21 protein-coding genes are annotated in these 26,084 nt (G+C 62.5%); 17 read left to right on the forward strand and 4 right to left on the reverse strand.

The genetic code is table 11. The annotated features are described in order from the left end of the window. Window positions 1-53: 53 nt before the first annotated feature. Window positions 54-1,475 (forward strand): pyruvate kinase, encoded by a 1,422-nt coding sequence (gene pyk, locus ACUY3D_RS07940; protein WP_448240825.1) that lies wholly within the window; start codon window positions 54-56, stop codon window positions 1,473-1,475. Between the two features lie 160 nt (window positions 1,476-1,635). Here pyk and ACUY3D_RS07945 read toward each other — a convergent pair whose 3' ends face one another. Both ACUY3D_RS07945 and ACUY3D_RS07950 read right to left on the reverse strand, forming a co-directional pair. Continuing rightward, window positions 1,636-4,026 (reverse strand): glycogen/starch/alpha-glucan phosphorylase, encoded by a 2,391-nt coding sequence (locus ACUY3D_RS07945; RefSeq protein WP_339016679.1) that lies wholly within the window; start codon window positions 4,024-4,026, stop codon window positions 1,636-1,638. A 141-nt stretch (window positions 4,027-4,167) separates the two neighbouring features. Then, complete coding sequence (locus tag ACUY3D_RS07950; RefSeq protein WP_143334930.1) at window positions 4,168-5,376, reverse strand: amidohydrolase; 1,209 nt, start codon at window positions 5,374-5,376, stop codon at window positions 4,168-4,170. Window positions 5,377-5,412: 36 nt separating this feature from the next. On the opposite strand from ACUY3D_RS07950, the gene ACUY3D_RS07955 reads away from it, so the two are divergent. Continuing rightward, a complete protein-coding gene (locus tag ACUY3D_RS07955; RefSeq protein WP_070596871.1) occupies window positions 5,413-5,811 on the forward strand; it encodes a hypothetical protein in 399 nt (132 codons plus the stop codon). A gap of 34 nt (window positions 5,812-5,845) precedes the next feature. Here the strand turns inward: ACUY3D_RS07955 and ACUY3D_RS07960 are convergent, their stop codons facing one another. Next, window positions 5,846-6,964, reverse strand: coding sequence for a glycerate kinase (locus ACUY3D_RS07960; RefSeq protein ID WP_269948042.1), 1,119 nt, complete (start codon window positions 6,962-6,964; stop codon window positions 5,846-5,848). Between the two features lie 172 nt (window positions 6,965-7,136). Here ACUY3D_RS07960 and gdhA point away from each other — a divergent pair, with 172 nt between their 5' ends. Both gdhA and ACUY3D_RS07970 read left to right on the forward strand, forming a co-directional pair. Continuing rightward, on the forward strand, window positions 7,137-8,483 hold the full coding sequence (gene gdhA, locus ACUY3D_RS07965) for an NADP-specific glutamate dehydrogenase (RefSeq protein WP_070533237.1): 1,347 nt from the start codon (window positions 7,137-7,139) through the stop codon (window positions 8,481-8,483). Between the two features lie 115 nt (window positions 8,484-8,598). Next, window positions 8,599-9,345, forward strand: coding sequence for a DivIVA domain-containing protein (locus ACUY3D_RS07970; protein ID WP_070519973.1), 747 nt, complete (start codon window positions 8,599-8,601; stop codon window positions 9,343-9,345). 29 nt (window positions 9,346-9,374) lie between these two features. Here ACUY3D_RS07970 and ACUY3D_RS07975 read toward each other — a convergent pair whose 3' ends face one another. Next, window positions 9,375-10,013 carry a hypothetical protein gene (locus ACUY3D_RS07975; protein WP_232755531.1) on the reverse strand — a complete coding sequence of 213 codons (639 nt, stop codon included), beginning with the start codon at window positions 10,011-10,013 and terminating at the stop codon, window positions 9,375-9,377. 133 nt (window positions 10,014-10,146) lie between these two features. Between ACUY3D_RS07975 and ACUY3D_RS07980 the strand changes: the two genes are divergently transcribed. From ACUY3D_RS07980 to ACUY3D_RS08040, 13 genes are all read left to right on the forward strand, one after another. Beyond that, a complete protein-coding gene (locus ACUY3D_RS07980; protein WP_070519975.1) occupies window positions 10,147-10,686 on the forward strand; it encodes a YceD family protein in 540 nt (179 codons plus the stop codon). Then, entirely contained in the window at window positions 10,683-11,453 is a 771-nt protein-coding gene (gene rnc, locus ACUY3D_RS07985) for a ribonuclease III (protein WP_070519978.1), read from the forward strand. The genes ACUY3D_RS07980 and rnc overlap by 4 nt, the downstream gene beginning before the upstream one ends. 14 nt (window positions 11,454-11,467) lie before the next feature. Beyond that, window positions 11,468-12,301, forward strand: coding sequence for a bifunctional DNA-formamidopyrimidine glycosylase/DNA-(apurinic or apyrimidinic site) lyase (mutM, locus tag ACUY3D_RS07990; RefSeq protein ID WP_070533235.1), 834 nt, complete (start codon window positions 11,468-11,470; stop codon window positions 12,299-12,301). Between the two features lie 49 nt (window positions 12,302-12,350). Continuing rightward, a complete protein-coding gene (locus ACUY3D_RS07995; RefSeq protein ID WP_070533234.1) occupies window positions 12,351-13,877 on the forward strand; it encodes an alanine/glycine:cation symporter family protein in 1,527 nt (508 codons plus the stop codon). After that, window positions 13,878-14,186 carry an acylphosphatase gene (locus ACUY3D_RS08000; protein ID WP_070533232.1) on the forward strand — a complete coding sequence of 103 codons (309 nt, stop codon included), beginning with the start codon at window positions 13,878-13,880 and terminating at the stop codon, window positions 14,184-14,186. A gap of 10 nt (window positions 14,187-14,196) precedes the next feature. Beyond that, window positions 14,197-17,700, forward strand: coding sequence for a chromosome segregation protein SMC (gene smc / locus ACUY3D_RS08005; protein WP_070565525.1), 3,504 nt, complete (start codon window positions 14,197-14,199; stop codon window positions 17,698-17,700). 74 nt (window positions 17,701-17,774) lie between these two features. Further along, a complete protein-coding gene (gene ftsY, locus ACUY3D_RS08010; protein WP_070519988.1) occupies window positions 17,775-19,664 on the forward strand; it encodes a signal recognition particle-docking protein FtsY in 1,890 nt (629 codons plus the stop codon). 188 nt (window positions 19,665-19,852) lie between these two features. After that, on the forward strand, window positions 19,853-22,834 hold the full coding sequence (locus ACUY3D_RS08015) for a DUF4040 family protein (protein ID WP_448240818.1): 2,982 nt from the start codon (window positions 19,853-19,855) through the stop codon (window positions 22,832-22,834). Then, window positions 22,831-23,268 carry a sodium:proton antiporter gene (locus tag ACUY3D_RS08020; RefSeq protein WP_070519992.1) on the forward strand — a complete coding sequence of 146 codons (438 nt, stop codon included), beginning with the start codon at window positions 22,831-22,833 and terminating at the stop codon, window positions 23,266-23,268. Before ACUY3D_RS08015 ends, ACUY3D_RS08020 begins: the two co-directional genes overlap by 4 nt. Further along, complete coding sequence (locus tag ACUY3D_RS08025; protein ID WP_070519994.1) at window positions 23,269-24,810, forward strand: monovalent cation/H+ antiporter subunit D family protein; 1,542 nt, start codon at window positions 23,269-23,271, stop codon at window positions 24,808-24,810. Then, a complete protein-coding gene (locus tag ACUY3D_RS08030) occupies window positions 24,811-25,365 on the forward strand; it encodes a monovalent cation/H+ antiporter subunit E (protein ID WP_070519997.1) in 555 nt (184 codons plus the stop codon). Between the two features lie 14 nt (window positions 25,366-25,379). Beyond that, window positions 25,380-25,652: a cation:proton antiporter gene (locus tag ACUY3D_RS08035; RefSeq protein ID WP_029158995.1), complete on the forward strand. Its 273-nt coding sequence runs from the start codon at window positions 25,380-25,382 to the stop codon at window positions 25,650-25,652. Between the two features lie 4 nt (window positions 25,653-25,656). Then, window positions 25,657-26,025, forward strand: coding sequence for a Na+/H+ antiporter subunit G (locus ACUY3D_RS08040; protein WP_070519999.1), 369 nt, complete (start codon window positions 25,657-25,659; stop codon window positions 26,023-26,025). The last annotated feature ends 59 nt before the right edge of the window (window positions 26,026-26,084 follow it).

Below are 26,084 nucleotides of genomic sequence, written 5' to 3' on the forward strand. Positions count from 1 at the left end.
CGGGGTAGTTTGGGAACCGTTAGAAGCTCCCGATGTGAGTAAGGCATTCCATGTTGGATAGAAGAACCAAAATCGTTTGTACGTTGGGTCCCGCGGTAGCAAGCAAGGAAGGAATCCTTGGCCTCGTTGAAGCGGGCATGGACGTGGCACGTCTGAACATGTCTCACGGCGAGCACGCGGATCATGAAGCGAACTATCGCTGGGTCCGCGAGGCCACCGATGAGACCGGCCACGCCGTCGGTGTGTTGGCGGACTTGCAGGGTCCGAAGATCCGTCTGGGTCGCTTCATCAACGGTGAAGAGATGTGGAAGGACAGCGAGATCGTCCGCATCACTGTTGAGGACGTGGAAGGCACGCACGACCGCGTGTCCACCACATACAAGAACCTGGCGAAGGACGCGAAGCCGGGTGACCGCCTGCTTATCGACGATGGCAAGGTCGCCGTCGTGTGCAAGGAAGTCGATGGCAACGACGTCGTCTGTGAGGTCACCGAAGGCGGTCCGGTCTCGAACAACAAGGGCGTGTCCCTGCCGGGCATGGACATTTCCGTCCCGGCCCTGTCGGAAAAGGACATCGCAGATCTCCGCTTCGCCTTGAAGCTTGGTGTCGACCTGATTGCTCTGTCCTTCGTGCGTTCCCCGGCCGACGTGGACAAGGTCCACGAGATTATGGATGAGGAAGGCCGCCGCGTTCCGGTCATCGCCAAGCTGGAGAAGCCGGAAGCTGTCGATGCCCTCGAGTCCATCGTGCTGGCATTCGATGCCATCATGATTGCCCGCGGTGACCTCGGCGTCGAGGTGCCGCTGGAGCAGGTTCCGCTGTTCCAGAAGCGCGCCATCCAGATTGCGCGTGAGAACGCCAAGCCGGTAATCGTGGCAACGCAGATGCTCGATTCCATGATTTCCAATCTGCGGCCGACCCGTGCGGAGGCGTCCGACGTTGCCAACGCAGTGCTCGACGGCGCCGATGCAGTCATGCTCTCCGGTGAGACGTCCGTGGGCATCGACCCACAGAATGTCGTGCGCACCATGTCCAAGATCGTCGCGAATGCCGAGCAGGGTGGCCGCGTTCCTCCGCTGACGCACGTTCCGCGCACCAAGCGCGGTGTCGTGTCCTACTCCGCACGCGATATCGCTGAGCGCCTTAACGCGAAGGCAATCGTGGCGTTCACCACCTCCGGTGATACCGCAAAGCGCGTGGCTCGTTTGCACTCGCCGCTGCCGCTGCTTGCCTTTACCCCGCACCCGGCTGTGCGCTCGCAGCTGGCTTTGACCTGGGGCGCCGAGACCTTCCTGAGTGAATCGGTGGAGTCCACCGATAACATGATGGAAGCCATCGATGAGGCGCTGCTGGGGATGGATAAGTACAAGGAAGGCGACATGATCGTCGTCATCGCCGGTACGCCTCCTGGAATCTCCGGTAACACCAACATGATTCAGGTCCACGAGCTGGGTCAGACGCTGCGCGATAAGTAGGGCTCTCGCGCAGTAAGGCAACGCCGCCTCACTCGGCCTCTTTCCCGCAATTGCGGAAGGGGGGGAATTGAGTGGGGCGGCGCTTTTGCCTTGAAGGAGTCTTGAAGGACTACCCATCTAAGGGTTAATAGGCACTAGCGCGCCTATTAACCCCGTCTACCTAGACGTTGGCGATGGGAGTCGGGGCCAGCTTCCACACCTCGTTGGCGTAGTCGGCGATTGTGCGGTCAGAGGAGAAGCGGCCGGAGTAGCAGATATTAAGCCATGCCTTCTTGGCCCATGCCAGCTCATCAGCGTCATAGTCGGCTGCCATGCGGTCGCGGGTCTCGCGGTAGTCGGCAAAGTCCCCAAGAACGTAGTAGGTGTCCTGGGCGTGCTCGCCAAATCCATCGAGCAAGGAGGAGCGAAGATCTCCAAACATGCCCGCATTTTCAGAGCCCAGCGTGCCATCGGTGAAGGCGTCGAGGACGCGTGCCAAGCCCGGAACCGTGTTGTAGAGCTCACCTGGGTTGTACTCGGCGCGCAGCTGCGGGATCTCCTCGTTGCGGGCACCGAAGATGTAGGCGTTTTCTTCGCCCACTGCCTCGACGATCTCCACGTTGGCGCCGTCCATGGTGCCCAAGGTCAGGGCACCGTTCATCATGAACTTCATGTTGGAGGTACCGGAGGCTTCCTTGCCAGCGACGGAAATCTGCTCGGAGACGTCAGCGGCCGGGATGATGTGCTCGGCGGGGGAGACGTTGTAGTTCTCAACGAAGACCACGTTGAGCACGTCCTTGGTGGCTGGGTCGTTGTTGACCACGTCGCCGATGGCGTTGATGAGCTTGATGATGGCCTTGGCGCGGACATAGCCCGGGGCGGCCTTCGCGCCGAAGATGAAGGTGCGCTTCGGGACGGTTTCGCCGTCGACCTTGATGCGGAAGTACAGGTCCAGGATGTAGAGTGCGTTCATCAGCTGGCGCTTGTACTCGTGCAGGCGCTTAATCTGGACGTCGAAGATGGAATCCGGGTCTACGGATGCGCCTTGGTGCGCGTCAATCCAGGCGGCGAAATCCTGCTTGTTGGCGCGCTTGATATTGATGAGTTGGCGCAGTACCTTCTCATCCTCTGCCAAAGGAGCCAGCTTCGCCAGCTCAGTCAGATCGGTGACCCAGGCATCGGAGCCAGCTTGTTCTGTGAGCAGGTCGGACAGGCGCGGGTTGCACATGCGCAGCCAGCGGCGCGGGGTCACACCGTTGGTCTTGTTGTTGAACTTCTCCGGCCACAGCTCGTGCCACTCGGAGAGCGTGTCCGCCTTGATGATTTCGGTGTGCAGGGCAGCGACGCCGTTGATGGAGTACGCGGCATAGCAGGCGATCCACGCCATGTGGACGTGGCCGTCGGATACCGGGGCCATGTAGTCGATGCGGCCCCGATCCAAGCCGCGTTGGGCCATGTCCTCGCGGAAGCGGCGGTCGATCTCTTCCACCAGTTCCCAGATGCGCCAGAACAGCTTCTGGAAGATGGACACTTCCCAGCTCTCCAGGGCCTCAGCCAGCACCGTGTGGTTGGTGTAGGCGAAGGTCTCGGTGACGACCTTCCAGGCTTCATCCCAGCCCATCCCGTGTTCGTCGAGAAGCAGGCGGAGCAATTCCGGGATGGCCAGCACCGGGTGGGTGTCATTGAGCTGGATGCAGTTGTACTCAGCGAAGCCGGTGAGGTCCTCGCCGTGGTGCTCGATGTAGTTATCGATCATCTGCTGCAGCGAGGCCGATACGAAGAAGTACTGCTGACGGACGCGCAGGACCTTGCCCTCGTAGGTGGTGTCGTTGGGGTAGAGCACGCGGCAGATGTCCATGACGCGCTCGCGCTCCACGATGGCCTCGGTGAACCGCTGCGAGTTGAAGGCATCGTAATCGAATTCATCGATGGGTTCGGACTTCCACAGGCGCAGGGTGCCCACGTTATCGGTGCCATAACCGGTGATCGGCATGTCATAGGGGATGGCGCGCACGTCCATGTCGTCGAAGTGGACTAGGCGCTGCTCGGAAGCGCGGCGAATGATGAAGTCGTAGCCGTTTTCCATCCATGCATCCGGCTCCTCGCGCTGGAAACCGTTGTCGAAGGACTGGCGGAACAAGCCATAGCGGTACAAGAGACCATAGCCGGTCACCGGGTAGTCCTGGGTGACGGCGGAGTCGAGGAAGCAGGCGGCGAGGCGGCCCAAGCCGCCGTTGCCGAGTGCGGCATCGTGCTCGGCTTCGAGGACATCAGCCAACTCGTGGCCCGCAGCCTTAGTAGCGGCGCGGGCCTCATCGACGAGACCGACGTTGGTGAGGTTGTTGAGCAGGGCACGACCCTGCAGGAACTCAGCGGAGAAGTAGTGCTGCTGACGAGTGGCAGCGTAGGCGCTGCGGGTGGCCTCCCAATTGTCTGCAATCTGCTCCATCACCGAGGAAGACAGACCGGACCAAAACTTGCGGTCGGTCGCACGAGAGGGGGAGACGCCGGCTGCGGCGCGAACGTGTCCAGGAACTGCGGATTGGAAATCGGAGTGCTGGGGTTGACTCATGAGAATCCCTTCACTTGAGGCATATAAATGCGGAAAAATACCAACTCCCAAGCTTAACCAGTTCTGTATGCACCTGCAGACCAGGACACTGACCAACGTTTCACGCAGACCGTGATGCCGAGTGGCGTTGGGCACAGAGGCTTAGCGTCCAAGGAAAGACAGAACGGCGGCGGCCCCAGCGCGAGTGGCCGAGCGCATCGTGGGCTCATAGTCCGGTAGGAAGGTGGCCTGGTGGTTAACGGGCGGGTTGTCGAGGAGGTTTTCCGGTGTGGAGCCGATGAACCAGAAGTAATAAGGCACGCCCCAGGCCTGCGGGAGATAGCAAAAGTCCTCGGAGACGGTGGAGGGCGCGGCGGTGACGGAGAGCTTGCCGAAGACCTCGTCGAAGGCGGCGCGAACAGCCTGGTGGGTGGCAGCGTCGTTATCGGTGACCTCGCCGTGAGCGAAGTATTCGAAGGTCGGTGCTGCCGGGCACCCAGACGCCTCGCACTCGGCGCGCACCATGCGCTCGAGGGAAGCATAGACGCGCTCGGCCAATTCCGGTTTGTAATAACGGGTGTTGAGCACTAGCTCGGCGCCACCTGGAATGATGTTGTTCTTATCACCCGAATGTAGCTCGCCCACCGAGATGACGAAGAAGTCATGGGGAGGAACTTCGCGGCCGACGATGGCCTGCAGACGCGTGATCACCATGGCGGCCACATAGGAGGGGTCGATGGCCTCGTGCGGCATGGAGGCGTGCGCCGAGCGCCCCGTGATGCGAATGCGAAGGGAGTCGCAGCCGGCCAGGATGGGGCCGGCGGTAGATTGGACTTGCCCGGCGGGGCCCGGCATGACGTGCTGGCCGAAGCACACATCCGGTGCAGGGACGCGGTCGGTGAGCCCGTCCGTAATCATGTATTTGGCACCCATGGACGATTCTTCTGCGGGCTGGAACAGTGCTAGGAAGGTGCCGCGCCAGGCGTTGCGGTGGGCGTCGAGAATCGCGCACGCGCCGAGCAACGCGGTGGCGTGCACATCGTGCCCGCAGGCATGCATCGCGCCGTTGGTCGAGGCGAAGGGGACGCCGGTTTCCTCGGCTACGGGGAGGGCATCGAAATCGGCCCGCATCAGCGCGGTGGGGCCATCCCCATTGCGGAAGATAGCGACGATACCGTGTCCGCCGATGCCGGTGACGAGTTCACAATCGTAGTTTTCTAGTTGTTCCAGAATCCGCCCGGCGGTGCGTTCCTCTTCATGGGAAAGCTCAGGGTGGGCATGCAGATCCTCGTAGAAGGCCCGTTGCCAGCTGAGATCGACGGAATCGTCCACTAAGAGCTCGGTCAGACGGGAAAGTGTGGGATCTGCCATAGTTACTGTCCTCCAAATTTGGGTAGGGTTACCTACATGCCATTGATTCACTTTGATGTTCTGGTGCCGGATGCCCAAGCCGAGCGTGTGGCCGAAATCTTTAGTACTGCCACCCACAAGCTGGTGGACAATAACTCGCTGGCCTCTGCTGAGGTTACTCGCGTGCACGAGCCCGCACTCCCGGAGGGGCTGGAAGAGCAGCTGCGCCAAACCTACCGGGAGGAGCATGAAGAACGTGACCTCGAAGACGCAAATGTTTACCGCTACGCCATCGACGTCGATGGCGTGAAGGGGTCCGTTAACCAGCTGACCATGGTCCTCGCGCGCCTGTTAACTCCGCATTCGGTCTTGCCGAAGGATCACGTACTGCTGGAGGATGAGCTCGCCCACGAGCGCCCGGCCATCTTCCCGTGGGCGGTGCAGGTAACCCCTTAGTCCTGCAGAGAAGCTTTAGCCCCCCTGCAGAGAGCTAGCTCTGTAGAAAGCTGTGGACGAGGCGTTCGGCTGCGGAGCTCAAGCGCTGGGCGACGTCCCCGCGTTCATCCCCGTCGAGCTCCTCTAGGAGCGCGCCTTGCGGCGCCGGTGCCGTAGCGGAGCCAGCGATGATGCCCAGCGTCGGCGGCCCGGTCATCTCCGCCAGCGTGCCCACGACTTTTCCGGTGAGCGATTGATCGTCGAAACGCCCCTCGCCGGTGAGGACGAGATCGGCCTCGGCGATGCGCGCGGGCAGGTCGAGTGCCTCGGCCACATAGCGCCCGCCGGGAACGATGCGGCAGTGCTCCGCCGTGCCCCACAGTGTGCGTGAGAGCCAGCTTAAGGCGATGGGGATGCCGCCGGCGGCACCCAAGAACTCCGCTTGCGGGTCGGTATCCGTAACCTCGCATAGCTTCAGCATCGCGCCGGCGAGCAGTGCCACCTGTTCGCCCTCGGCGCCCTTTTGAGGGCCGTACATCGTCGCGGCCTGGATGGGCACGGCGCGGGTGTCCGTAACCAAGGTGTAGTCCATCATCGCCGCCTTCATGTTGAGCTGTGCGGTGTCGATGTGATCGAGGTTGACCAGCGGGGCGCCGCCTTTGGGCAGGGCGTAGCCGCGGGAATCGTGGGCGGCGGCGCCGAGCGCGGCGAGGATGCCGAGCCCGCCGTCGATGCTGGCGCTGCCGCCAAGTCCCAAGACGATGTGCTTGGCGCCGCGCGATTCGGCGTCGGCAAGCAGCACTCCCGTGCCATAGGAATCCGCGTGGAGCGGATCGAGGGCGTCGGAGACAGCGGGCAGGCCGGTGGCCGCCGCGACGTCGATGAAGGCCGTGTCACCCACGAGCTGGTAGCTGGCCTCGGTGAGGCGCCCGATGGCATCGGTGGTGGGCAGCGTAATGGTCTGGCCCGCCGTACCGTCGCGGTGAACGGCAGCGCTGGCGAGTACCTCCGCGGTGCCCTCGCCACCATCGGCCATAGGGAGAGTGGTTACCTGTGCCGTAGCGGCGTGCGGGGAGGAGCCGAGGGCGCGGCGCGCGCCCAAAGCAATGGCGGCAGCGGCTTCGGCGGCAGTGGCGGTGCCTTTAAAAGAGTCGGGGGCAACAAGTATGCGCATGCACATGAGTATATGGAAGCGGAAACGGGAAAAAATTTTCGCCCTCTGACCTGCCTTTAATAAATTTCCCCGTACGCTCGTCTTGCAATTTAGGTCGATTGATAGAAAACTAGCGGTTGTTCAACGGAGGACGCACCAGCAGCTAAACACGGTGCCGAATGAAAGGATTGCCATGTCCATCGACCAGCAAATCTCCGACTATTACAGCAAGCTTCTCAAGCGCAATGCTGGTGAACCGGAATTCCACCAGGCGCTCGCTGAGGTCCTGGATTCCCTCAAGATCGTCCTCAACAAGGACCCTCACTACGCTGATTATGGCTTGGTCGAGCGGCTGTGCGAACCCGAGCGCCAGCTCATCTTCCGTGTCCCGTGGGTGGATGACAACGGCCAGATTCAGGTCAACCGCGGCTTCCGCGTGCAATTCAACTCGGCCCTCGGCCCGTACAAGGGCGGCCTGCGCTTCCACCCGAGCGTGAACCTGGGCATCATCAAGTTCCTTGGCTTCGAGCAGATTTTTAAGAACTCGCTGACCGGCCTTCCCATCGGCGGCGGCAAAGGCGGTTCTGACTTCGACCCGAAGGGCAAGTCCGAAGCCGAGGTCATGCGCTTTTGCCAGTCCTTCATGACGGAGCTGCACAACCACATCGGTGAGTACCGCGATGTGCCGGCCGGCGATATCGGCGTGGGCGGCCGCGAAATCGGATTCCTGTTTGGCCAGTACCGCCGCTTAGAAAACAAGCACGAGTCCGGGGTCCTCACGGGCAAGGGGCTGACCTGGGGTGGCTCCCTCGTGCGCACTGAGGCCACCGGTTACGGCCTGGTGTATCTGACCTCGGAGATGATGAAGACCCACGGCGAGTCCTTCGACGGCGCCAAAGTCATTGTTTCCGGCTCCGGCAACGTTGCTATCTACGCCGCCGAGAAGGTTCAGCAGCTCGGCGGAACCGTCGTGGCGATGTCCGATTCCTCCGGCTACATCACGACGCCGAACGGCGTGGACTTGGAGCTGCTCAAAGACATCAAGGAAGTACGCCGCGAGCGCATCTCTACCTACGCCGGCGAGGCTGGCGCGGGCGTGGAGTACCACGAGGGCGGCAACGTATGGGAGGTCAGCGCCGACGTTGCCCTGCCGTGTGCGACCCAAAACGAGCTCGACGGCGATGACGCCAAGCTCCTGGTAAAGAACCACATCCGCTACGTTGCTGAGGGTGCAAACATGCCGTGTACCCCGGAAGCCGCGCACTACTTCGGGGAGAGCGGAATCGCCTTCGCGCCGGGCAAGGCCGCGAATGCGGGCGGTGTGGCAACCTCCGCGCTGGAGATGCAGCAGAACGCATCCCGCGACTCCTGGTCCTTCGAGTACACCGACCAGCGCCTGCATGAGATCATGTCCAATATCTTCCGCAACATCGACAAGACCTCCAAGGAATACGGCCTGGAAGGTGACTACGTGGCGGGCGCCAACATTGCCGGCTTCAAGAAGGTGGCCGACGCCATGCTGGCCCAAGGCGTAATCTAGCCGTTTCCTTATCTCTGTATCCGTGCTTAACCTCCTCGCTTGCCGGGGAGGTTTTCGCCATTTCTTCCCGCGTGGGATACGTCGCAGTGTGCGTGCGCTTGGATAGGCTGGTGCCATGTACCGCGTATTTGAGTCCCTCGATGAACTTGTTCGCAATCTGGAACAGGCCTATGCCGTTCCCATGACCTCCAACTGCATGGTTCCGCGCCACGAAATGCTGGCGCTTCTCGACGATCTTCGCAACGCCCTCCCCGTTGAAATGGATGACGCCCAGGACGTCCTAGACAAGCAGGACGAGATCCTCCAGGGTGCTGAGGAGCGCGCGGAGCAGATTATTTCTGAGGCCACCGCCGAGGCCGATGACACCGTTGCCCGTGCGCGTGAGGACTCAGACGCCATGCTTGCCGACGCTCAACACCGCGCCACCACCTTGGTAGCCCAGGCGGAAGATGAGGCCACCAACCTCGTAGAGAACGCACGCTCCGACGCCGAGCGCACCCGCGCCCAGGCGGATGAGGAGTACCAGCGCGCCGTCGCAGCAGGCCAAGCCGAGCAGGACCGTTTGGTCTCCGAATCCGAGGTTGTGCGCCGCGCCGACGATGAGGCGCACCGCATTGTGGAGACCGCGCACTCTGAGTCCAACCGCCTGCGCACCGAGTGCGATGAATTCGTTGACGCCAAGCTCGGGGAGTTCGAGACCACCTTGTCCGATCTCTTGCGTACCGTCAACAACGATCGCTCCGCGCTGCGGCGGGGCGCCGGCGTGCGTTCCCGCGGTGAATCACATGGTGAGGGACGAAGCGCTGTGCGCGAGACCCGGGAGCCTGTGCGCCGTGCGCCGCGTGCGCCCCGTGATTACTAAGCCGAATTGTTGAATTAAGGTGCGGGCAACTACCTAGTGGTGACGCTTCGGCGTAGCCGAAGCGAGGTCGAGTGAAGCGAGGTAGAGTCCTGCGCCGCAGCGCGCGCCTGTTCCGCGCGGCGAATCCGGGCGGCTTCCTTGGCCGGCATGGTGCTTAAGGCTGCGGCCAATCCCGCGGCGACGAGGCCCGGCAGTGCATAAAGCACCCACATAATGCCGAAGTCCGTGCCCGTGGTGTGAGGCTCGGGGATGGGGCCCCAGGCGGCGTCGACAAGCAACAGCACCACATCGACCGCACCGACGGTCAGCATCATCACACCAATCCCCATGCCGGCGGCAGAAAAGGACTCGCGCGCGCTCCACGCGATGAGCGCGGCACACAGCGAGAACAGCGCCGATGAGAGTATGACGATAGGCCCAAAATGCAGGGGAAGAAAGGACACCGCGCCCACGGCCAATCCCGCAAGGGCGCTGGCGAGGGCCGCGCGGTGCAGGGAGAGGCCGGCATCACCGAAAATGCTGGGGCGGACTCGCGTGATGAGGTGGCGGCAGGTCACTCCTACGACGGTCAGGACCACGGCGGGGACAAGGCACTGCAAGGGAAAGCTGAGCGCGAGTTCACGTGCCGTGGCGCCCAGAGACGCCGTGTCGGTCGCGGTGTAGCTCATGGAGTTTTAGGCTAAAAGCCACAGGCGAAAGAATCGAGCCTTGTGGGCAAGCGCTTAAGCGGCTATGACCCAACATTCAGGCCCTTGCCAGTCTAGGGCGCGTGGGTCAGCACAGGGTAAGCTGGTGGGCGTTATGAAATCACCATTGAAGTTCGACGTGACGGAATTGCTCCGCAGCCAAGGAGCTGAAGCGCTGCCTGAGCACCGCGTGCAAACCGGACCCGCCCCCGAGCGCATCGGCGTGGAAATGATCGGCATCCCGGAAGGTGCTGAGGTTAAGGTGGACGCCACCTTGACGCCGTTGGGCTCCGGCGTGTTGGTGGACGCTGATATCACCGGCACCCTCAGCGGCGAATGCGCACGCTGCTTAGCTGAGCTACATCCAGCACTAGATCTCCACGTATCCCAGGTTTTCTCCGCGGATGAGTCCTTCATCAGCGGAGATGAAACAGAGGAAGAGGATCGCGGTTCCGGCGATGAGATCCCCGAGATTGAGGACGGTGTCCTTGACCTCCTGCAGACCGTGATCGATGAGGCAGGTTTGGTGCTTCCTTTCGCGCCGACGTGTGAGGATGGCTGTGAAGTAGATGTTCCCGAAGGCGTGACCACGGGGGTCTCCGGGGAAGAAGAGCGCGTCGATCCGCGGTGGTCTGGGTTGGAGAAATTCCTATGAGCAAGAAGAAGAAACTCACCGGCGAGCAGGCACTTGCCGTAGCATTCGCGGAGGTAGACCACGGTCCGCTGCTCAAGGCACTCGGCGTGGAGCTCAACGATGAGCTGCTGTGCTTGGCGCTGACGCACCGTTCCTTTGCCAACGAGAACGGTCACCTGCCCAACAATGAGCGTCTGGAGTTCCTCGGGGACGCGGTCTTAGGCTTGTCCATCGCGGCCAAGCTCTACGAAAAGTTCCCATCGCGCCCCGAATCCGACATCTCTAAGATGCGCGCTTCCATTGTTTCGCGCTACGGCTTGTCTGACGTAGCCCGTGAAATCGGGGTGGGTCAACACGTCCTGTTGGGCAAGGGTGAGCAATCTACCGGCGGCCGTGACAAGGACTCCATCTTGGCCGATACCACCGAGGCCATCTTGGGGGCCATCTACCGCCAGCATGGTTTCGAAGTCGCCCGCGGGGTGGTGCTGCGGCTGTTTGCCGCCAAGGTTGAGAACGCCGTGGTATCCGGCCGCCACATGGACTGGAAGACGACCTTGCAGGAGCTGTGCGCCGAGCTGAAGGCAGCGATGCCCGTGTATTCGGCCACCTCGACCGGCCCCGAGCACGATCAGACCTTTAATGCCGTTGCCACGGTGGCCGGTTTGACCGTGGGTAGGGGAACGGGACACAACAAGAAGCTTGCGGAGCAGCAGGCGGCGGAAGAAGCCTGCCAGGCGCTGCGTGAGACCCCGTTGCTGGTGCAGGGCACCGCCGGCAAAGAGAACTAACCCACGAGGACTCGATGCCAGAGCTGCCTGAAGTTGAGTCCGTCCGCCGCGGGCTCGAGCCCTACGTCGTGGGGCGATCCTTCGCGGCGGTCGATGTCCTTCACCCGCGCGCCAATCGCAAGCAGGAGGCACCGCTGTCCGCGCTGCTCGTGGGCAGGAGGATCGCCGCGGTGGCGCGCCGCGGCAAGTTCATGTGGCTGGAGTTTGCCGATGAGGACCGCACTGATCCTGCCCGCGATGTGCTCTTTATCCACCTCGGAATGTCGGGGCAGGTGCGGATCGGTGAGGTGGATTCACCCCACGTGCGCATCGCCGCCGTGCTTGACGACGCCACCCGCATCAGCTTCGTCGACCAGCGCACTTTTGGCTATTGGCATCTCGGCCCGTGGCTCACCATGGCGCATATCGCGCCCGATCCCCTCGAAGCAGACTTTGACCTCACCGCGGCGGGGAGGCGCCTGCGCGCAAAACGTACGGCGGTGAAAGTTGCCCTGCTGGATCAAACTGTGCTCAGCGGAGTGGGCAATATCTATGCGGATGAGGCGCTGTGGGCGGCTCAGATTTCTCCGTTGAAGAAGGCCAGCGCCCTGCGGCAGCGCGATGCCGTCGCGGTGATTTCCGCGGCCACCGACGTTATGCGCTCCGCCCTTGAGGTTGGCGGGACCAGCTTTGACGCGCTGTACGTCAACGTCAACGGCGAATCCGGGTATTTTGACCGTTCCTTGCATGCCTATGGGCGTGGCGGGCAGCCCTGTGATCGCTGCGGCGAGGACATCGTGAAAACCGTGTTGGGCGGGCGCGGTACCCACTATTGCCCGTCCTGTCAGCGCCGTGGGGTGGGGAAGTAGTTAGGCTCCAACTAGGCCGATGGCGGGGGTTGTCACTAGTGTGTAACGTATGCAAGAAATCTTCAGCACCGTGATCGGTGTCATTAACGACAGCCTGTGGTCCTATGTCCTGCCATGGCTGCTTATCGCTGCTGGCCTTTACTTCGGTATCCGCACCGCTTTGGTGCAGGTCCGCATGGTGCCGGATATGTTCAAAGCGGTCGTCGAAAAGCCCAAGGGGGTCGGCGTCGATGAGGACGCCGATTACGGCGGTATTTCTGCCTTCAAGGCGTTCACCATCTCGGCGGCGTCGCGTGTGGGCACCGGCAACGTCGCGGGTGTGGCCGTAGCAATTTCTGTGGGCGGGCCCGGCGCTGTGTTCTGGATGTGGCTCATCGCCATCCTGGGTGGCGCAACTGCGTTCGTGGAGTCCACGCTGGCCCAGCTGTGGAAGGTCCGCGAGGGGGATACCTACCGCGGCGGCCCGGCCTACTACATGTCCCGCGGTCTGGGCTGGAAGCCCTTGGCAACCATTTTCTCCGTCGCCATCGCCATTACTTTTGGTTGGTTCTACAACGCTTTCCAGACCAACGCTATCTCTGATTCCTTGGCGGCCTCCTTCGGACAGGATTCCGGTGCCTTCAAGGCGGGCGTGGGTATTGCCGTCGTTGCCGTAGCTGGCCTCATCATTATCGGTGGTGTTCAGCGCATCGCCTCGATGACTCAGTTCATCGTGCCGTTTATGGCCGGTGCCTACCTCATCATGGGCTTCATCGTGGTGGTCCTTAACTTTGACAAGGTGCCGGACATGTTTGTCTCCATCGTCGGCTCTGCCTTCGGCTTCCGTGAGGCTGCTGGCGCGACACTGGGCATGGCCATGCTGAAGGGCATCCAGCGCGGCCTGTTCTCCAACGAGGCCGGCGAAGGTTCGGCGCCGAACGCGGCAGCAACGGCGACGGTCTCCCACCCCGTGAAGCAGGGCCTTGTGCAGACCCTCGGCGTGTACTTCGACACCCTGGTGGTGTGTACGATTACTGCCTTCATCATTCTGCTGGGCACCGAGTTCGAGACCTTTGGCTCCGACGCGATTGAGGGCGTGACCCTCACCCAGAACGCGCTGTCCAATGTGGTCGGCGAGTGGGGCATCCACTTCGTCACGTTCATCCTGTTCTTCTTGGCATTCTCCTCGATTCTGGGTAACTACTACCTTGCAGAGTCCAACGTGGAGTACCTCTCCGGGAAGAAGTGGGTACTGTGGGCCTTCCGCCTCATCGTGTTGGCCTTCGTCTTCTACGGCGCGGTGGCCCCGCTGGGTACCGTGTTCGACCTGGCGGATACGGGTGCCGCCATCATGGTGCTGCTCAACGTGTGCGCCATCGTGCCGCTGTGCGGCGTGGCCATCAAGCTGCTGAAGAACTACAACGAGCAGCGCCGCAAGGGCCTGGATCCTGTCTTCCACCGTGATATGCTGCCGGAACTGCAAAACGTCGAGTGCTGGGATGGTACCGATCCTGTGACGCGCCGCAGCGCGGAGGACCGCCGCCGTCTCGATCACGAATTCGACTTGAGCGACCGCACAAACTTGAGGGAGTACTAGATGGCAGACACGGCAGCAGCCTCTGCGGGACATGAACGCCTCACAGCTTTCGTACTTGGCCACGTCCAAGGCGTGGGCTTTCGCTGGTGGACGCGTTCCCGGGCCCTCGAACTAGGGCTGGCTGGGCACGCGACGAACCTTCAGGACGGACGCGTCCAGGTGGTTGCTGAAGGCCCGCGAGCTGATTGCGAGAAGCTGCTGTCCTTGCTGCGCGAAGAGCCGTCAACCACGCGCCGCCCGGGCGTTGTGAACGCCGTGGTGGAGCAGTGGGCCGCACCGCGCGGTGAGTCGGGTTTCATCGAGCGCTAGACTAAGTCGAATGCACCTCAAATCGCTCACGCTCAAGGGATTCAAGTCTTTTGCGTCCGCGACGAACCTGAAATTCGAGCCCGGTATCTGCGCCGTGGTGGGCCCGAATGGCTCGGGCAAATCTAACGTCGTCGACGCACTGGCGTGGGTCATGGGTGAAGGCAGCGCCAAGACGCTGCGCGGCGGCAAGATGCAGGACGTCATCTTTGCTGGCGCCGGTGAGCGCAAGGCCCTTGGCCGCGCTGAGGTCACACTGACCATCGATAACTCCGATGGCGCATTGCCCATCGAGTACTCGGAGGTCTCCGTCACCCGCCGCATGTACCGGGATGGCGCGAGCGAGTATGAGATCAATGGGTCAAAGGCCCGCCTCATGGATATCCAAGAGCTGCTGTCGGATTCCGGCATTGGCCGCGAGATGCACATCATCGTGGGCCAAGGAAAACTGGCGGAGATCCTGGAGTCCCGACCAGAAGATCGTCGCGCCTATATTGAGGAAGCCGCGGGCGTGCTTAAGCACCGCCGCCGTAAGGAAAAGGCGCAGCGCAAGCTCACGGGCATGCAGGCCAACCTGGACCGCCTGCAAGACCTGACCGATGAGCTGGGAAAACAGCTCAAGCCGCTGGCCCGCCAGGCGGAGGCCGCCCAACGCGCAGCCACTGTGCAAGCGGATTTGCGCGATGCTCGCCTGCGCCTCGCCGGTGACCGTGTGGTCAGGTTGCGTGCCACGTTCGAGGATGCCGAGAAACGCGCTGTGGTGCTCGCCGAGCAGGTCGAGGTAGTCACGGCGCAGCTGGAAGAGGCCACGGAAATTCAGCTCGAGGTAGAGGCCGAGTTGGGGGATGTCACTCCGCGCGCGGAGGCCGCGCAGAAGTTGTGGTTCGAGCTATCGACGCTGAGCGAACGCATCTCTGCCACGCAGCGTATTGCGGCCGAGCGCGCCAGCAACGTCGGATCCCAGGTGGCCTATGCCGGCCAGGATCCGGAGGAGCTGGAGGCGCGCGCCCGGCGTGCCGACGAGGAGCACGACGAGCTGCTGGCCGCTGCCGAAGAAGCGGCGGAGCGCTTGGAATCGATCCGGGAGGAAGTGGCTGAGCGCCGGGAAGCCTTCGAGGCCGCGGACAAGGAGCACATGGCGCAGCTGCGCGCCATTGCGGATCGCCGCGAAGGCGTGGTCCGCCTCATCGCGGCCGAGGAAAACCTGGCGGGTCAGGTAAGCTCCGCGGAATCTGAGTTGGCGCGCCAGGAAGAAACCCTGGCGAACACGAAAGCGCGCACCAGGGGAGCGCAGGCGGAGGCCGATGAGGTAGCGGACAAACTAGAGCACCTGGCTGCCGAGCGTGAGCCGCTGGAAGAAGCGCACGTGCGCGCGGCCAGCGAGTCCGCCGCGGCCGATAAACGCTTGGAGCAGCTGCGCGATGCCCAGCGGGAGCGCGAGCGCACCGTGTACAGCCTGCGAGCCAGGATCGATACGCTGGGCCAGACCGCTCCGGAAGCGCTCGAGCTGGGGGAGGGTTTTAAGCCTCTCGCGGAGTTCATCTCTACGCGTTATGAAACGGCCGTCGCGGCGGCACTCGGTTCCTTCGCGGAGGCGCAGGCCGGCGCGGTGAGTGGGGACATCGTGGGTGATCTCGCTGAGGCGAGCCGCACTCCGTTGATCGACGTCTCCACGGAACCTACCGGTTCAGCCTGGCGCCTTGATGCGGACTTGCCCTCCGGTGCTAGCTGGTTGCTCGACCAGATGGTCTTGGTCCCGGAAGTATCGGCGGCGGTGACACGGTTGCTCTCCGACGTCGTTCTGGTGGATGACTATGCCGCGGCCCGCGAGCTCATTGCTGAAGATCCGCGCCTGCGGGCCGTCACCGCCGAGGGCTTGCTGGTTGGTGAAGGCTGGGTCGAGGCCGGAACTGGTGCCGTCTCCACGGTCGAGGTGAGCGGCCAGATTACAGAAGCCGAGCAACAGTTGGAAACCGCCACCCACGAGCTGGAGGAGCTATCAGGCACGCTGGAAGGCGCGAAGCTAGCCGCCGATGATGCCCGGGTAGGCGCGGCGAGCGCTAAGGCCGCGCTGCGCGAGCACGATCACGAGCTCGAGGCGTGGAAGCGCGACCACCAGCGCTTGCTCAAACAGTACGAGGCAAACAAGGCTGAGCACGAAAAGGCCGCCGCCCGCGCCACGGATATCGAGGTGCAGCTGGCCCGCCTGCGCAAAGAACTGGCGGAGGCTCGTGACCGCTTGTCGCGCGTGGACGCCGATGAGCAAGCGGATGAACCTTCCTCGGTGGAACGCGATGCAGCCTCGGCCGCCCTTGAACAGGTCAAGGCCATGGAGGTAGAGGCTCAACTGGCGGCCCGCAGCGCGGAGGAAAAGGTAGGCCAGGCAGCCGGCAAGGGAGAGGCCCTGCGGCGCCAAGCTCAGCATGAGCGCCAAGCTAAGGCACGCCACGATCAGGCGATGGCCCGCCGGCAGGCGCAGGCGCGGTTGGCGGGGGCCGTCGACAAGCATGCCCAGGACCTAGCCGCCCGCACTACGCAGGCACTTGAGCGCGCAGCTGAGGAACGCGATGAGCTAGTGACCCAGCGCGGCGTGCTGCAGGGGCGTGCGCAGTCGGCGAAGCAGGCGGTCTCCGCAACCCGCCAGCAGCTCGATCGCCTGACCGATTCCGCGCACAACTCGGAGATTGCCCGCAGCCAGGCGCAGGTGCGCGTGGATGAGGCCGAGGGCAAGATCGTGGAGCAGCTGGGCATTGCGATCCCCGACCTGCTCAAGGGCTACACGCCGGGCGAGGGCTTCGATCGTTCCGCCGAGACCAAGCGGTTGAAGCAGGCCGAGAAGGACCTCAACTCCTTGGGCAAGGTGAACCCGCTGGCCTTGGAGGAGTACAAGGCGCTGGAGGAGCGCTATAGCTTCCTGTCCACGCAGCTCGATGACGTGATTCAGGCGCGCAAGGATTTGGCCGGAGTCATTGAGGACGTTGACGCGCAGATCTTGCAGCTGTTCACGGATGCCTGGCACGACGTGGAGGCGGAGTTCCCCAAGGTTTTCCAAACACTCTTCCCCGGCGGCGAGGGCCGACTCATCCTCACTGAGCCGGATGACATGCTGGCCACCGGCATCGAGGTGGAGGCTCGCCCGCCGGGCAAGAAGGTCAAGCGCCTGACGCTGCTGTCGGGCGGCGAGAAGTCACTGACCGCGCTGGCGATGCTCGTGGCTATTTTCCGCGCGCGCCCCTCACCGTTCTACGTCATGGATGAGGTGGAGGCCGCGCTGGACGACGTCAACCTGCGCCGCCTCATCGCCCTCTTCGAGGAGCTGCGCAAGGATTCTCAGCTCATCGTCATCACTCACCAGAAGCCGACGATGGACGTGGCCAACGTCCTTTACGGCGTGACGATGCGCGGCGATGGTGTCACGCGCGTGATTTCACAGCGCATGACCCGTGCGGGTGAGGCGCCGGGCACGGCTCAGGCGGCGGAGGACGCCACGCGCCTTGGTGTGGATGCTCCGCGCTAACGGCGCGGTGCCAGACCGAGGCTTTCGCCCTCCTCATCGTGCCGGGCGCGAACAACCCTGGCACTATGGAGGGCATGAATACTACTTTTCTGTGGATTGCGATAGCAGTCATCGTCCTGATTCTGCTGGTGGTCTTGTTCATCGTCCTGGGCAAGAAGCGCGGCGAGTCGAAGAAGGTCTCCTTCGAAAAGCCCGCGGAGGAGCCGAAGGAGCTGACCCAACAGCAGAAGTCCGGCAACTACCAGGCCAAGTCTGGCTTTAACTTTGCCCCTGCTGGTGGCGGTACAACTAAGGAGCCTGTCACCGCCTCGAAGCCCGAGCAGCCGGCGCAGGCCCCTGCTGAGCCCAAGCCTGAGCCGCAGGCGGAGCAGCGTGATGCCACTGAGCTGGCGAATGCGCAGTTAGAGGGCACCGAGGAAACACCGAAGGGCACGAAGCCTAAGGCGGAGCCGGAGGCGGAGGCACAACCAACGGTAGAAACTAAGCCCGAGGCGGAGGCTAAGGCTGAGGTTAAGCCGGAACCGGCGGCAGAGGCCAAGCCAGTGAGCGAGCCGGAGCCGGCAAAAGAAGAAGAGGGAAAAGACTCTTCCGCTGGCGTTGTCGCGGCAGGTGCCGCGGGCGCCGCAGCCGCTGGTACTGCCGTGACCGGAGCCGCTGCCGCTGACAAGGATGATAAGGACGCTCTAGAAGAAGGCGCGGAGGACGATGCCCCAGCCGCCGAGCAAGAAACCACTGAGCCGGAGCCCGAAGCTCCCGAAGCTGCTGAGGCAGAAGCAGTGGACGAGGCCCCGAAGGTAGAGGAGGAGCCTTCTGCTCAGTCTGAAGCCGAAGAAGAGGCAGCGGAAGAGGTAGAAGTACAGCCTGAACCAGAAGCGCAGCCCGAGCCAGAGGAGGCTGAAGCAGAGGAAGCCGCTGCGGCGGCGGGGGCGCAGGCGGCGTCGGCAAGCGCGGCGCTCGAGGCTGAGCCCGAGGAGCTGGAAGTTTCCGAGGACGCCGAGGTCGTTGAGGCCCCGGCATCTCAGCCGCAGGAGGATATCGCACCGGCCGCCGGCCGCTTGGGCAAGCTGCGTGGGCGCCTGTCCCGCTCGCAGAACGCCATCGGCCAAGGCCTCATGGGTATTCTTTCCGCTGGTGATCTGGATGATGATGCCTGGGAAGAGATTGAAGACACCCTCATCATGGCTGATCTGGGCACCAAGTCCACGATGAAAGTCACCGACTCCCTGCGCGAGAAGATCGCTGAACGCGGCGTGAGCTCCGAGGCGGAAGCACGCGCCATGCTGCGCGAGGCACTCATCGAGGTTGGCCATCCGGAGATGGACCGCTCCATCAAGGCCATGCCGAACGACGGCAAGCCTGCCGTCATCATGGTCGTTGGCGTCAACGGCACCGGCAAGACCACTACGACGGGCAAGCTCGCGCGCGTGCTCGTGGCGATGGGCCACAACGTTTTGCTCGGCGCGGCGGATACCTTCCGTGCAGCGGCAGCTGATCAGCTCGAGACCTGGGGTCGCCGCGTAGGCGCATCGACGGTGCGCGGCAAGGAAGGCGCGGACCCGGCTTCCGTGGCCTTCGATGCCGTCGCCGCTGGTGTGGACCAGGGCGTGGACGTGGTCCTCATCGATACTGCTGGGCGTCTGCACACCTCCGTTGACCTCATGGACCAGCTGGGCAAGGTCAAGCGCGTGGTGGAGAAGAAGACCGAGGTCGACGAGGTCCTGCTTGTCCTGGACGCGACGGTGGGGCAGAACGGCCTGACGCAGGCGCGCATTTTCCGCGATGTCGTCGACATCACTGGTGTTGTCCTGACCAAGCTCGATGGCACGGCAAAGGGCGGCATCGTCTTCCAAGTTCAGGAAGAACTGGGTGTGCCGGTCAAGCTCGTGGGCCTCGGCGAAGGAGCCGATGACCTCGCGCCGTTTGAGGTTGAGGGATTCGTCGATGCCTTGCTGGGGGAGAAGTAAGACCTTATAGATCCCTGGGCTATACCTAAGTTCTTTCGAGACGCAGCGCCTCCTTTGTGAGGCGCTTTCGTCGTCTCCATCCCATTAAAGATGTGCTTTGGGGGAGGTCACAATGGTAGTCTAGGACAGTCCTGTCTATGTGAGGCTGAGTTTTCAGCCCTAACAACGGTTCGTGAGGCTACTCTTTCGTGACACTCTTGTATGTCGTCCTCCTCGCAGCTGTCGCAGTGGCGCTAGCACCGGTAGCCGTCAAGGTTGCTGATCGCGCAGCCGGCTACCCGCTAGCCGGCATTTTTATTATCGCAGCGGCACTGTTGGCTAAAGAATTTCCGGCACTGGCCCGTGGCGAAGAACTGTCCTATTCCGTGACGTGGGTGCGTGATGTCATCGCACCAGGCGTCGACGTTAACCTCGCCTTCCGCGGCGATGCGCTGGGCGTTTTCTTTGCGATGTTGGCTCTCGTCATCGGCGCTGTGGTTTTTACCTATTCCGCTGCCTACCTGCCCAAGGGGAAAGGCAACGTCAGCTTTTATGTGCTGATGACCGCGTTTACGCTGTCGATCCTCTTGCTCGTGCTGGCTAATGACGTCGTCGTGCTCTTCCTGGCGTGGGAGCTGGTATCGCTGGCGTCGTTCATGTTGATCGCACGCAGCGGCAAGTCCGGTGAGGCCGGTTCGCAGCGCACACTCATCCTGACCTTCATCGGCGGCCTCACCTTGTTGACAGGTGTGGCGATTGCCGCGACGGCAGCGGGGACGACGAACCTGGAAGACATCCTCGCCTCCGATGTATGGGCCGAGCGCCCAGGCCTGACCACCGGGGTTGCCATTCTCATCGCGGCCTCGGCATTCACCAAGTCCGCGCAGTTCCCCTTCCACTTCTGGTTGCCGGAGGCTATGGCGGCTGCCACGCCGGTCTCGGCCTTCCTGCACGCGGCGGCCGTGGTCAAGGCCGGCGTGTACCTGTTGATTCGTTTCTCTACTATCTTCCATGATGTTGCAGCGTGGAACTGGCTGCTCATCGTGGTCGGCATGGGTACCGCCGTCATGTCGGCGGTCTTCGCCGTGCAGAAGACGGACCTGAAGAAGCTGACCGCGTATTCCACCGTGTCCCACCTGGGTTGGATCGTGGCCACGATTGGTGTTGGCACGCCCTTCGCCATCGCGGCGGCCCTCGTGCACACGCTGGCACACGCGCTGTTTAAGTCCTCCATCTTCATGCTCATCGGCGTGATTGACCATGAGGCTGGTTCACGTGACATCCGCCGCCTCGGCGTGCTGTGGAACAAGATGCCGTGGACCTTTGGCTCCATGCTCATCGGCGCTGCCTCCATGGCTGCGGTCCCGCCGCTCTTCGGTTTCGTGTCGAAGGAAGGCATGCTGACCGCTTTCGAGGACGCGCCCATCGGATCGGCCGGACAGGTGCTCTTGCTCATCGTTGCGGGTGTGGGTGCGTTCTTCACGTTTACCTACTCCGCCAAGATCGTCTTTGGTGCTTTCTTCGACGGCCCGCGCGATATGTCTAAGGTCCATGAGGCGCCGGTGCGGTTGTGGCTGCCCGCGGCTCTTCCCGGTGTGATGTCGGTGCCGATCATCTTCGTCATGGGCGCGCTCGATGGGCCGCTTGATGACGTCGTGGCGGCCATCGGCATGGAGGGGCATTCTCACCTTGCGCTGTGGCACGGCCTGAACGTCCCGCTGCTTATTTCTGTCGTGGTTCTCATCTCTGGCGTCGTCGGTTTGTTCTTCCGTACGCCGCTGTCGACCGCGATGGAGGAGCGCCAACTGTTGCCGCGCACTGGTAACCAAATCCTGAAGTGGATTCAGGACGAGTGCGCAGCCTTCGGACGTTTCGTCGGCCGCATGTCGGATACCCACAACCCGTCGAAGCTCATCCTGCCGATTGTCCTCCTCGTCATCATTCTTGCGGGCTCCACTCTGGTGTCGACGGGTGTCGACGGCGTGGCCTTGAACCCGCGCGTGGATGGCCTTGATAATCCGTGGGATCTGCTGCCGCTGGGCATCGTGGCGCTGTCGATGTTTGGCTTGGTTCGTACCCGCAACCGCCTCACGGGTGCGGTCATGATTGGTACCGCGGGTACCGGCGTGACCTTGCAGATGTTCCTGCTGGGTGCACCGGACGTTGCCTTGACTCAGTTCACGGTGGAGGCGCTGTCCGTCATCGTCATGATGATGGTCCTGCGCTACCTGCCGGAGAAATTCCACCCAGTACAGAACACCAACCGCAAGGTTGGCTCCATCGTGGTGGCGGTGCTCGCGGGTATCACCGCATTCCTTGGTGTGTGGGTGCTGATGGGCCGCCACGAGCGCTCCGACTTGTCCATGTGGTACCTCAATAACGCCCCAGACATCACTGGCGGCGATAACGTCGTGGCCACCATCATCGTGGAGTTCCGTGCACTCGATACCCTGGGTGAGCTGTCGGTGCTCGGCATGGCCGCCGTGGTGATCGCCGCGGTCACGTCGACGCTGCCGCGCTTCCCGTTCACCTCCGGTACGCGTCCGGCACCGTTCGGCCAGTCGCAGCTCAACTCGGTTCCGCTGCGCAAGGGAATTTCCATTGCCATCCCGATTCTGGTGGTCATGTCCTTTATCGTGTTCTACCGCGGCCACCAGGCTTCCGGCGGTGGCTTCCCGGCTGCTCTCATTATGGGCGCGGCCATCGGCCTGACGTATCTCTCTCGCGGCACCGATGAGATCGTCTTCGGCCGCATGACCCCAATTCACCTCACCGGCGTGGGCATCATCGTTGCGCTGACGGCGGGATTCATCGGCTACATTCCGACCTCGCACGGCTCCGGTGGTTTCTTGACTGCCATCCACGGCCACGCGCTGGGGCAGCACTGGACCACGTCGCTCATCTTTGACCTGGGTATCTACCTGGCGGTCCTGGGCATGCTCACCATGGCCATCAATGCCTTGGGCGGCTACTTGCGCCCGGGCACTGAGCGGGACTTCCTGCCGTGGGTCCACGATGATGACTCGGCGCTGCCGAACACGCCGCGCGTGGTGATGGAGGACATCGATGATCCGTACCCCGAATCCATCAACCCATCCTCGGATCCACTGGCCTTGCTCAATGAATCCGAGGCGCGCCACCGCGCGTCTTCGCCCCACCACACTCCGGCTACAGAGGAGAAGAATTCATGATCCTCGCACTGACTATTGCACTGCTCATCGGTAGCGCTGTCTACCTCATCCAGCAGCGCGGCTTGGTCCACATCGTGTTGGGCATGATGGCCTTTGGCCACGGCGCCAACCTCATGCTCTTGGCTACCGGCGTGTACTCCTACCGCGGAGAGTCCTTCCCGTCACAGGTACCGGCGGACCAGATGGCGGACCCGCTGCCGCAGGCATTCGTTCTGACCGCCGTGGTGATCTCCATGGCCACCTCCACGATTCTGCTGACCATGGCGGCGATGGGCGCCAACGATGACACGGATGTTGTCGAACCGGTGGATGACAACACCATTGACCACGCCTTCTCCACGCTGGGCCGCGATACCCAAAACCGGGAGATTCTGCAGCGTTCGGCCAACAAGATGGATCGTCTGAAGGAACTTGACCACGAGGGGGAGAAGTAAATGTATGACACTGTAAGCGCTCTTCTTCCGCTCTTCCCAGCGGTTCCACTGGTATCGGCGGCGCTGGCGCTGCTCGCGCCGTGGCACCGTGTGCGCGATGCCATCATGCTCATCGTGCCGGGCGTAGGCATCTTCGCCTCCTTCGCGCTGCTGCTCTACACCATGAACAATGGCGTGGTGGCGCACACGGTGGGCAATTACGTGGGCAACGCGGGTATCGCCTTTGCTGCCGACACCTTCTCGGCTCTCATGCTCATCACGACGATGATCGTGGCCTTCGGCGCCAACTGGTTCGCCATCGTTGGTGGTGAGACCAAGTCGCGCTATTACCCGTCGCTGACCCTTATCCTGATCACCGGCGTGTGCGGCGCCCTGCTCACCGCTGACCTCTTTAACTTCTTCGTGTTCATTGAGGTCATGTTGCTGCCGTCCTACGGCCTCATCACGATGTCGGGTACGTGGTCGCGCTTGGCCGCAGGCCGCGCTTTCGTGCTGGTCAACCTGTTCGCCTCCACACTGCTTGTGGTCGGCGTGGGCTATATCTATTCGGTTACGGGCGTGGTCAACTTGGCGGCGCTGACGGGCGCTGCCGCCGGCAACGGTCCGGTGACGGTGGCCTCCGGCATCATCGTTATCGCCATCGCCGCGAAGGCCGGTGTGTTCCCCGTGCAGTCGTGGCTGCCGCGCACCTACCCGGGTACGTCGGCTGCCGTCATGGGCCTGTTCTCTGGCCTGCACACCAAGGTCGCGGTGTACATGCTCTACCGCCTGTGGGTGCAGCTCTTTGATATGGACCAGCGGTGGGGGACACTCATCATCGTCATCATGATCATCTCCATGCTGGTTGGTGCTTTCGGCGGCTTGGCTGAAAACTCCATCCGCCGCGTGCTGGGATACCAGATGCTCAACGGTATGCCCTTCATCCTCGTGATGATGGCCTTCACTACCCACGATGCGCAGCGCGCGTTGGCTGCCGGCATTCTCTACACGATTCACCACATGCTCACGGTGGGCTCCCTCATCTTGGCCTCCGGTGCCATCGAGGAGACGTACGGTACGGGCAGGCTCAACAAGCTTTCTGGCTTGGCGCGCCGTGATCCGATTATCGCGTGGATCTTCGCCGCCGGTGCCTTCTCCGTCGTGGGCTTCCCGCCTTTCTCCGGTATGTGGGGCAAGGTCCTCATCGTCGCGGAAATCGCCCGTACCGGCGGGGGATGGGCCTGGACCGTTATCGCGGTGATTATCATCGCCTCCTTCGCAGCGTTCTTGGCCATGTTGCGCGTGTGGCGCCGCGTCTTCTGGGGCAAGGACCTGCCCAAGGAGAAGGTGCCCGATGAACTTGTGATTCGCAAGAAGCTGATGGCTCCCTCGGCGGCGTTAATCTTGGGCTCGCTGACCATGTTCATCCTGTCCGGGCCGGTCATTAGTGTCACCATGGAGGCATCGGAGGATTTGTTGGACACGGAGGCCTACGCACACGCAGTGCTTGGCGACGACCCCGTAGCCCTACCCGATATCGACTCCCTTCAGGAGGGCCGTTAAATGAAGAGTGCTGTGCATGCAGTTGTCTACGCTCTGTGGCTCATTAAGGAGATCTTCGTCGCGGGCTTTTCGCTCGCCATGGAATCCTTCAAGCCGCATAACAACTATCGCCCAGTGGTGCTTCGGTACCCCTTGCGTGTGACGAGCGCCTGGGAGATCTTCTGGTTCACCTCGTCCATTACCGCAACGCCGGGCACCTTGTCGTTGGGCTTGCGCGAGCCGGTTGCCGAAGGCCTTCCGCGCATCGTGCTGGTCCAAGCCGTGATGGGGGATGACCCGGCCAGTGTCATGGCGGACCTCGCGGACATGGAGGAGCGCCTCGCGCCACGAGTGAAGGGCATCGATTATGGCGTGCCTGGCCAGGGCCCGACGGAGGAGCTGGCCCCGACGTTCTACGAGTATCCGCTGGATACGCTGGGCCGTCATATGCGCGCCCCCGATATCGCGAAGGCGGACGATACCCCGCTGGCAGCGAACGACGTGGAGAAGTATTCCGTGTGGCCGCTGCGTCAGGTCGTGCCGGGCAAGGACGCCCGAAAGGATGATAAGAAGTGATTGATTTTTCCTCGATGAGCGCCTTTCAATGGGTTGTCTTTGTCTGTGTGTTCCTCATTGGCGCATCGGTGTGCTCGGCGTTGGTGCTGGCGTTGCGCTCTCGCGATGAGCTCACCCGCACCGTGATGAGTGACATGGTCTTCTACGGCATGATGTGCATGTACTTTGCATGGGCCATGACCAATCACGCGTCCATCGTCTACGACATCGCGATGCTCGCGGGCATCGCGGCGGGCGTGCTGCCGACGTTGTCGATGGCCCGCATCATCTCGAAGGGCAGGAGGTAAAACCATGACTATCGCGGAGATTATTGCTTCGGTTCTGCTGGTTGTGGCCACGGTCCTGGTTATCGCGACGGCCATCGCTTTGTGGCGCGCGCCCGATGCTCTGACCCGAGTCAACCTACTGGGACCGACGGTCGGGTTGGCCGTTCCTCTTCTGCTCGTGGCGAAGCTGGTCGTTGACTTTGCCGAGAACGGGTTCTCGCTGTGGTCGCTGGTCCGTGTCCTCATTGCTTGTTTCGGCGTGTGGATCATCGGTTCGGTGGGCTCTTTTTACATGGGCCGTTCCATCTACGGCGTGACCGTCACGGATGTGAAGTACGCCAAACGTATGCGCCAGCAAGCGCAGACCGTGGAAGCGTCCGAGGAGGAAATCTAGGGCGCACGTTTAAGTGAGCGGCGAGGGCAACAATGCCCTCGCCGCTTTTTTGGATCCCA

It is taken from the genome of Corynebacterium guaraldiae (genome assembly GCF_053480195.1).